Genomic DNA, 8,493 nt, shown 5'->3' with positions numbered 1-8,493 from the left:
GATCGAAACGCGCCATGATCACCTCCCGCTGATTGCAGGAAGGGAATCACAACCGATGCCAAATGGGAATCCCGTTTATGGGTATGTGACCTAGACGGAACCTGGGAATTGGAGGTCGTTTTCAGCCAGAAGGCGCCAAGCTCTGGCACTGCCGGCCATCACACCGCCAAGAGGCAGCTAGAACTTGGCTTCGGCGAAGGTCACGAGGCGACGGCGATCCTCGCACCACAGCGCGAGATTGACGCAGCCGACGCTCTTCCAGAAAGTCAGCTTCACCGTCTGGCTGGCATCGCGAAGCTCGGCATTGCTGTCGAAGCAGGCCTGCAGGCGATAGAACGGCACGCGGCTGCACAGATGGTGGATGTGGTGCAGGCCGATCGAGCCGGTGATCCACTGCGCCACAGCGGGCAAGGCATACCACGAGCTGCCGCCAAAGGCCGCGACATGCAGGTCCCAGGCGTCGCCCGCATCCCAGCGCGTCTCTTCGAACTGGTGCTGGACGTAGAACAGCCAGCCGCCGGCCCAGGCGCCCATCACCACGACGGGCAGAACCGCCAGCATCACCGCCCAGCCGGCCAAGAGCACGAGGCCGCCATAGACCAGCACCAGCGCCACGTTGAGGCCGCCGGCGCTGCGCCATGCCTCGACGCGCGGAATGGCGTCGTTGTAGGGCAGCCGGTGCATGATCAGAAAGTAGATCGGCACGCCGATGACGATCAGGATGATCGGGTTGCGATAGATGCGATACATCAGCCGCTGGCTGGTGGTCATCGCCTCATATTCGGCAACCGTGCGCGTATCGATGTCGCCGATGCCGCGTTTGTCGAGATTGCCCGAGCCGCCATGGTGCACGGCATGCGCCTTCTGCCATAGCGTGTAGGGCGTGAAGGTGAAGACACTCAGCGCCCGGCCGATGGTCTTGTTGGCCATACGCGAACTGGTGAACGAGCCGTGACCGCAGTCATGCTGGATGGCAAACAACCGCACCAGGAACGAGGCACAGACCGGCGCCAACGCCACCATCAGCAGCCAGCGCCAACCGCCGAGCAGCGGGCCGGCATAGGTTGCGAGCCAGATAAGCGTTGCACCCATCACCAGGAAAGGTATCAGCGTCACCGCCAGTTCGAACGCCGCGCGGCGGTCGTCGGGGTCGCGAAAGCGGTTGCAATGCGAGGCTAGCCGGCGAACGAGCGCCTTTTCAGCCGCATGATCCGCACCCTGGGCAGACCCTTTGGGCAGGTCGTCCGCCTTGGACGACATCAATTTCGTCATTTAGTCCCCGAAATCTCGCTGCCAACTCGGTCAAGCGCGCCATTTGTCCATAATGCGCGGCACGCGCCATGGCTAGTGGCACCACCGTGGCATATTAGCCGTATCCAGCGTCTATGCACCGCTGGACGCAAATCATGGCGTTTTCCTGTTGAGTGCGCGGGCCATTACGTCTTAGGTCGGGGAAATCATCGAGGCGCGGCCAGCAGCCGCAGGGAACTCCTATCCATGGCTTCTTTGGAAATTTCCGCCGGCTCGGCCAAATGGACCACGCTTCCAAGCCATCGCTTGTGGTTGTTGCAGCAGGCCGACGCGCTGTTCTCTTTCTTCGAACGCCAGAGCCTCAATCCGCTCGGCGGTTTCCACGACCTCGACGATCATGGCCACCCGCTCGCGCCGGGCGCCGTCCCCGGCCGCTTCGCCGGCCGACAGATCCACGTCACCACGCGCCTGGTGCACTGTTTCTCGATTGCCCATCTGATGGGACGCCCCGGCGCCGACGTGCTCGTCGACCACGGCATGGATTTCCTCTGGAACGGCCATCGCGACACAGCCAATGGCGGCTATTTCTGGGGCGTCGGTTATGACGGTCCGACCAACGACACCAAGCAGGCCTATGGCCATGCTTTCGTCCTGCTTGCCGCCTCCAGCGCCAAGGTCGCCGGCCACCCCGACGCCGACCGCCTGCTGACCGACATCTCAACAATCCTGTCTGAAAAATTCTGGGAAGAGGCGCATGGCGCGGTGGCGGAAGAGTTCAGCCGCGACTGGCAGCCGCTCGACAGCTATCGCGGCCAGAACTCCAACATGCACCTCACAGAGGCGCTGATGGCCGCCTTCGAGGCGACTGGCGACAGCATCTATCTCACCATGGCCGAGCGCATCGCCGACCTGATCATCCGCCGCCATTCGGCTGCCGCCGGTTGGCGCCTGCCCGAGCATTTCACGGCGGAATGGAAGCTCGACCGCGATTACTCCGGCGACCCGATGTTCCGCCCTTATGGCACGACGCCTGGCCATTCGCTCGAATGGGCACGGCTGCTGCTGCAATTGTGGGAGCTCGGCGGCCGCAAGCATGCCTGGCTGCCGGACGCGGCAAGGAACCTGTTCGGCCAGGCGACGGCAGACGGTTGGGATACCGCCAAGGGCGGCTTCTATTACACGCTCGAATGGGACGGCTCGGCCCGGATCAGGGATCGCTACTGGTGGCCGTGCTGCGAGGCGATCGGTGCCGCGTCCGTACTCAACGCCATCGGCGGCGACGCTGCCTACGAGGCCTGGTACCGCCGTATCTGGAGCTTCTGCGCCAGCCGCTTCATCGACCGCGCCAATGGCGGCTGGCACGCCCAGCTCGACGACGATCTCAAGCCCAATGCCGGCCCGTTCTACGGCAAGCCCGACATCTACCACGCGCTCCAGGCCTGTCTGATCCCACTGTTGCCGACCTCGGGCAGCATCACCCGTGGCCTGCTGCAGACGGGCATCCGCCTCTAGCAAGATCGGTCCGGCCTCACGGCCAGCGCGCCGCCACCTGGTTGCCGAAGATCGCGCGCTGCATCGAACCGGCAAGGGTCGCCGCAAAAGGCGTGGCGATGTGGTGGCGGTCGCGGAAGGTCAGCTTGCCACCGATCATCGCCGGGCAGGTCGTGTCGTTGCAGAACAGCTCGGTCAGGTCGACATAGCGGACGCCATCAAGCCCGGCGCTCGCCACTTGTTCAGTCTTCGACACCCGTTCGTCGATCGCTTCCCGTCGCGGCGTGTCGCAGACCGTACTGCTCCTGCCCTGCCACAACGAACGGGCGACACAACGGTCGAGATATGACTTGTGAACGGGAACATCCCTGAGCAGCACGACCTCGGCGCCGGTTTTGCGAAGCGCCGCAAGCGATGCCCTCAGGCCACCCGCCCAGACGTCGCGGCTGACCAGATGCTTCAGCCCGCCATTGACGTCGTTTTCGACGTAGCTGTAGGAAAACTGCGAAACGATCACCGCATCGGGCTTGAGGCTGGCGATCTCCTTCATTGCCGTCTGCCGCCACGCATCGCATTCGGAATAGGCCCGCATCAATCGCACGTTCCATGTCGGCACCACCGCCACCGAGCAGGACGATTTCAGATAGGTCACCAGCCGCCAGTTGTTGGTCTCGGCAATCTTTGCCAGCGGCGTCGACCAGTGGTCGGCATGCGAATCGCCGAACAGCACGATCGTCTTTTGCGGCTTCGATGCACCCAGACTGCAGCTGCGCGGCTTGGTCTGCTCGAGGCTGGCAACGCAGGCGCTGTCTATCTGGCGCGCCGACGACGAACGTGCAGCACTGTCCGCGATCAACTTCTGCTCCGGGCCGACACTTCGCGCAGCAATCTGAGCTGCGCCAAAGGACAATGTCACGCCGAGCGAGGTCAGCAGCGCCGCCAAACCCAGCGAGCGCAGCGAACCGGCCGAAAGCCAGCCATTGGAGCGAACAGGATTCTCGACATACCGATAACTGAGGAAGGACAGGCCGACCGTCACCGCCAGGCAGGCAAGCCTGCCGGCAAGCGTAAGGTCAGGCCACAGGATCGTCGCATAGACGATGACGGGCCAGTGCCAGAGATACAGCGAATAGGACAGCTTGCCGGTCCATTGGAACGGCGGCAGCGACAGCAGGCTTGCCGGCCCGACAGCACTCTTGCGGGCGCCTGACAGCAGCAGCATCGCCGTGCCCGCGACCGGCAGCAACGCGATGAAGCCGGGGAAAGGATCGGTCTCCGAGACGCTGAGATAGGCGACGGCGATCAATGCGATACCAGTCCAGCCCATGACAGGCGAGAATCGAAAACCCGATGCCCAGCGCTCCGCCACAACAAGCGAAACGAGCCCGCCCACAGCGAATTCCCAGGCCCGCAGCGGCGAGAAATAGAAGGCCCAGGGCTGCGACTCCGAGGTCATCAAGGCGCTCACTCCGAACGACACCAGTACAACCACACCGAGGATGAGCGCGATACCCCTTGCCCCCGGCCGGAACCACGCGACCAACAGCAGGAACGCCGGCCAAAGCAGATAGAACTGCTCCTCGACCGACAACGACCAGAAATGCAGAAACGGGTTGCTGGCCGTGTCGGCGGCGAAATAATCGAACGACCAGCGCAGCAGCCAGAGATTGATGACGTAGCTCGAGGCAAACAGCGCACCCTTGGCGTAAAGCTGCTGCTCGGACGGCGCGAGGATGAAATAGCCGGCGGCAAGCGTGGTGGCGATCACCAGAAGCGATGCCGGCAACAGCCGTCGGGCGCGGCGCCCATAGAAGCGCCAGAGATCGACGGTCCCGCTACGGCCGATCTCCTGAATCAGGTGGCGGGTGATCAGATAGCCCGAGATGACGAAGAAGATATCGACGCCGATGAAACCGCCCGGCAGGTCGGACAGGCCGAAGTGAAAGGCGATCACGCCGCTGACGGCGATGGCACGCAGGCCCTCGATGTCGGGGCGGAAGGTGGTGACAGGTGCCGTCATGTCTTTGCTGCAACGTGTGCTGTGATGTGCGTGCTGGACATGACGGCAGGTTGGGCGACCATGCCCGCGGGCACAATTCAAACTATGTTGCAATGCAACATGAAAGCCGCCTTTCCGAACACCTTACCCGGGAGAAACGCGTGCATTTCCGCGCCTTCGAGTGTCGATTTCTGTATGAACGGAACTCATGCGGGCATTGGTCGTTAATGCCCCACGGAACCAGGGCGGCCACATGACGAATCGCGAGACTTTGCTCGGCGGGCTGCCGGCTGCGGTCTATACGACCGATGCCAGCGGGCGGATCACCTTTTTCAATGAAGCCGCAGCAGCACTCTGGGGTCACCGGCCCGAAATCGGCAAGGACTCGTGGTGCGGCTCCTGGCGGCTTCGGACGGCGGAGGGCGAACCGCTGGCACATGGCGACTGCCCGATGGCGCGGGCCCTGAAGGAGGGTCGGGCGATCCGCAACGCCGAGGCCATAGCCGAGCGGCCAGATGGCACTCTGGTGCCGTTCCTCGCCTTCCCCGCGCCAATACGCGACGAAACCGGCGAGATAACGGGTGCCATCAATCTTCTGGTCGACATCTCGGCCCAGAAGCAGGCCGAGATACAAACCCAGCGCCTCGCCTCGATCGTCGAATCTTCCGACGACGCCATCGTCAGCAAGGATCTGTGCGGCGTCATCCAGAGCTGGAACGCCGGCGCCACCAGGCTTTTCGGCTACAGCGCCGATGAAGCCATCGGCAAGCACGTCCGCATGCTGATCCCAGATGACAGGCAGGACGAAGAGGACGTCATCCTCGGCAAGGTGCGGAGCGGTCAGCGCGTCGACCACTTCGATACGATCAGGAAACGCAAGGACGGCAGCCTTGTCTTCATTTCGCTCACCGTATCGCCGGTGCTCAACGGCGCCGGCAAGGTCATCGGCGCCTCGAAGATCGCCAGAGACATTACCGAGCGCAAGGAAAGCGAGAGCCGCATCCGCATGCTCATGCGCGAGGTCAACCACCGGGTGAAGAACCAGTTCGCCGTCATCCTGTCGATGATCCGCGAGACGGGCAAGCACGCAACGACGATCGCCGAATTCGACACCCAGATCCGCAACAGGATCATGGCGCTGTCGCAGTCCCAGGATCTGCTTGTCGACGGTGACTGGCGCGGCGCTGACCTGGCCGATCTGGTCAGCAACCAGATCCGGCCGTTTGCCGCCGAGCGCCGCATCACCATATCGGGCGAGCCGGTCCTGCTGTCGACGATGGCGGTCCAGAATCTCGGCATGGCCTTTCATGAGCTTGCCACCAATTCGGCCAAGCATGGCGCGCTGTCATCCGATCTTGGCACCGTCGAAATCGGCTGGACCGCTTCCGATCGCTTTCGCCTGACCTGGAAGGAAACCAACGGACCGACCGTCGGAAAGGCCTCGCGCAAAGGATTTGGCCGGATCGTGCTCGAGCGCGTCGCGCCTTTGGCGCTGAACGGCGTAGGCCATCTCAGCTTCCAACCAGATGGCGTCACCTGGACGCTCGACGCACCGCTTGACCTGGTCCGGACGCCCGCTCCCTGACGGCAGTAGCTTCACCTCTGCAGTCGGCTTCGCTTCTCTTGCCGCGAAAGCCAGGCAAGAGTGATGCGCTCGTCGACGTCAAGCTGCGAGCCGGCCTTGGGGCGGGACGCAGCCAGCTCGTCAGACAACCGCCCTTCCGACCACGCCAAAATCACTTCCGGATGAATGTAACCTTTTCGGCAGACGGCCCGCGTGTTGCCGAGGTGCCTGGCAACGTCGTCAATGACTTTGTTGCATGCCTGCGCCCTCGCTTCCGCCCGCTCGGGCACCGGCGTTCTGGAAAACAGCGCCATCGCGCGCACGGTTCCGCCCCAGGTGCGGAAATGTTTGGAGCTGAAAGCTGCGCCCGCCGCAGCTCGAATGTAGTCATTGACGTCCTGAGACCATATCGGCGCCCGCGCACCATTGTCGTCGAGATATTGAAACAGGGTCTGGCCGGGCAGTTCCTGGATGCTGCGCACGATCTTTGCCATACGCCTGTCGACCAGCCGCAAACGCCATTCTTTTCCCGATTTGCCCTTGAAGGCGAATCTGAGCGTCGAACCTTCGATGTCGACATGGCGGTTGCGTAGCGTCGTCAGCCCGAAGCTGCCATTCTCCCTGGCATAGGCGGCGCCACCCACCCGGATCATTGTATTGTCCAGCAGCCATACCACCGCTGCGACGACCCGCTCGCGCACCATTCCGCGCAGCCGCAAATCCTTGTCGATCCGGCGGCGCAGCAGCGGCAGCGCGCGTGCAAATTCGGCCAGGCTCGAGAATTTGAGCTCGTCACGCTTTTCCGACCAGTCGGGATGGTAGCGATATTGCTTTCGGCCACGCTGGTCGCGTCCCGTCGCCTGGATATGACCGTTGCTTTCGGCGCAAATCCACACATCAGTCCATGCCGGAGGAATGGCAAGCGCATCGATGCGCGCAAGAACCGCCTTGCTGGCGACCTTTCCGCCATTGGCCGTTTCGTAGAGAAGGCGCTTGCCTGCCCTTTTCCTTGATATGCCGGGCTCGTCGTCGCTGACATAAGCCAGCGATGCGTCATGCGCGGCCTCGGCATTTTCGTCCGGCACGCGCCGGGACTGCTCGGTGTCTTTCCGCATCGGTGCGATCCCTCGGGATCAACGCTAACTTGGATGCAGCTCATGGGTTCCGGCACGCTGTTGCTTGCAACGACATCCTGGTTCAAATCAAGCATGCCAACGGCTACGTTCAGGAAACGGAAACGCCCGCCGCGCACTGTGATCTCAGGCACTGACGTGCCCGGCGTCGGGACGCAACCCGACAATTTTAGCGAGGCGACAGGCTGGTCAGCTTTCTGAATTTCCGTTCGCAAAGACAGTCACCCGGGCGTCGGCGCATCGAGATCGACCTGTTCGGAACGGTCGTCTATGCGATCGGCGACGTCCATGGCTGCTATCGCGAACTGCGCACGCTCGAGGACAAGGTCGTTGCCGACGCGGCCATCCTGCCCGGCCGCAAGCTGATCATCATGCTTGGCGACTATATCGACCGTGGCCCCGATTCGGCACAGGTGATCGATCACCTCATAGCCCCGCCGCCACCAGGCTTCGAGCGTCTCTGCCTGATGGGCAACCACGAGACCCAGACGCTCGACTATCTCGACGGCAAGCTGTCACTGGCTCGGTGGCTGTCCACGGGTGCACGCAGCACGCTGTTCTCCTACGGCATCGACGCCGAGCATCTCGGCGAACTCTATGGCGGCGGCAACAGGCTCGACGACCATATTCGCGCAACCATCCCGCCGGAACACATCGCCTTCATGCGCGACCTGCCGATCATGGCCTATTCCGAACGCTTCGTGTTCGTTCATGCGGGCATCCGGCCCGGCGTGCCGCTGCTCGACCAGGAAGACGACGACCTGCTCTACATCAGGGAGGAGTTCTTCGAGGCGTCGCGCCGGCTCGACCGCTGGGTCGTGCATGGCCACACGCCGGTTGACCATCCGCGCATCGACGGCCGCCGGCTGGACATCGACACCGGCGCCTTCAAGACCGGTCGGCTGACGGCGGTGCGCATATCAGGCAAGAGCGGCAGGCTGTTTTTCTCCTAGCTCGCGACCTAGGTGTCGAAGCTATGAAGGTTGTTCATTCGAGGAGGGACTGAGAAGCTGGGGTTGCGAAGCCAACCAACCTTCAGTGGAGCTCCCCGAATG

Annotated in this window: 6 protein-coding genes; 3 read left to right on the top strand and 3 right to left on the bottom strand. The window is 62.9% G+C overall.

The features are described 5' to 3' along the window. Nucleotides 1-177 precede the first annotated feature (177 nt). Nucleotides 178-1,272 (bottom strand): fatty acid desaturase, encoded by a 1,095-nt coding sequence (locus HNQ95_RS33040; protein WP_154387021.1) that lies wholly within the window; start codon nucleotides 1,270-1,272, stop codon nucleotides 178-180. 225 nt (nucleotides 1,273-1,497) lie between these two features. Here HNQ95_RS33040 and HNQ95_RS33035 point away from each other — a divergent pair, with 225 nt between their 5' ends. Then, entirely contained in the window at nucleotides 1,498-2,763 is a 1,266-nt protein-coding gene (locus HNQ95_RS33035; RefSeq protein WP_067956213.1) for an AGE family epimerase/isomerase, read from the top strand. A 16-nt stretch (nucleotides 2,764-2,779) separates the two neighbouring features. Here HNQ95_RS33035 and HNQ95_RS33030 read toward each other — a convergent pair whose 3' ends face one another. Then, on the bottom strand, nucleotides 2,780-4,762 hold the full coding sequence (locus tag HNQ95_RS33030) for an acyltransferase family protein (RefSeq protein ID WP_154387022.1): 1,983 nt from the start codon (nucleotides 4,760-4,762) through the stop codon (nucleotides 2,780-2,782). Between the two features lie 232 nt (nucleotides 4,763-4,994). On the opposite strand from HNQ95_RS33030, the gene HNQ95_RS33025 reads away from it, so the two are divergent. Then, nucleotides 4,995-6,326 (top strand): sensor histidine kinase, encoded by a 1,332-nt coding sequence (locus HNQ95_RS33025; RefSeq protein ID WP_067956207.1) that lies wholly within the window; start codon nucleotides 4,995-4,997, stop codon nucleotides 6,324-6,326. A gap of 11 nt (nucleotides 6,327-6,337) precedes the next feature. Here HNQ95_RS33025 and HNQ95_RS33020 read toward each other — a convergent pair whose 3' ends face one another. Continuing rightward, nucleotides 6,338-7,420 carry a DNA topoisomerase IB gene (locus HNQ95_RS33020; RefSeq protein WP_154387023.1) on the bottom strand — a complete coding sequence of 361 codons (1,083 nt, stop codon included), beginning with the start codon at nucleotides 7,418-7,420 and terminating at the stop codon, nucleotides 6,338-6,340. 203 nt (nucleotides 7,421-7,623) lie between these two features. On the opposite strand from HNQ95_RS33020, the gene HNQ95_RS33015 reads away from it, so the two are divergent. After that, a complete protein-coding gene (locus HNQ95_RS33015; protein ID WP_312874174.1) occupies nucleotides 7,624-8,391 on the top strand; it encodes a metallophosphoesterase family protein in 768 nt (255 codons plus the stop codon). Nucleotides 8,392-8,493 lie beyond the last annotated feature (102 nt).

The organism is Aminobacter ciceronei (genome assembly GCF_014138625.1).
GTDB lineage: Bacteria > Pseudomonadota > Alphaproteobacteria > Rhizobiales > Rhizobiaceae > Aminobacter > Aminobacter ciceronei.
The sequence above is the reverse complement of the archived record's forward strand: the minus strand, read 5'-3'. Positions and strand labels throughout refer to the sequence as shown.

Excerpts from the sequence above, each read along its gene's own strand:
- HNQ95_RS33040 (WP_154387021.1), bottom strand. The coding sequence starts at position 1,272 with ATGACGAAATTGATGTCGTCCAAGGCGGACGACCTGCCCAAAGGGTCT.
- HNQ95_RS33035 (WP_067956213.1), top strand. The coding sequence starts at position 1,498 with ATGGCTTCTTTGGAAATTTCCGCCGGCTCGGCCAAATGGACCACGCTT.
- HNQ95_RS33030 (WP_154387022.1), bottom strand. The coding sequence starts at position 4,762 with ATGACGGCACCTGTCACCACCTTCCGCCCCGACATCGAGGGCCTGCGT.
- HNQ95_RS33025 (WP_067956207.1), top strand. The coding sequence starts at position 4,995 with ATGACGAATCGCGAGACTTTGCTCGGCGGGCTGCCGGCTGCGGTCTAT.
- HNQ95_RS33020 (WP_154387023.1), bottom strand. The coding sequence starts at position 7,420 with ATGCGGAAAGACACCGAGCAGTCCCGGCGCGTGCCGGACGAAAATGCC.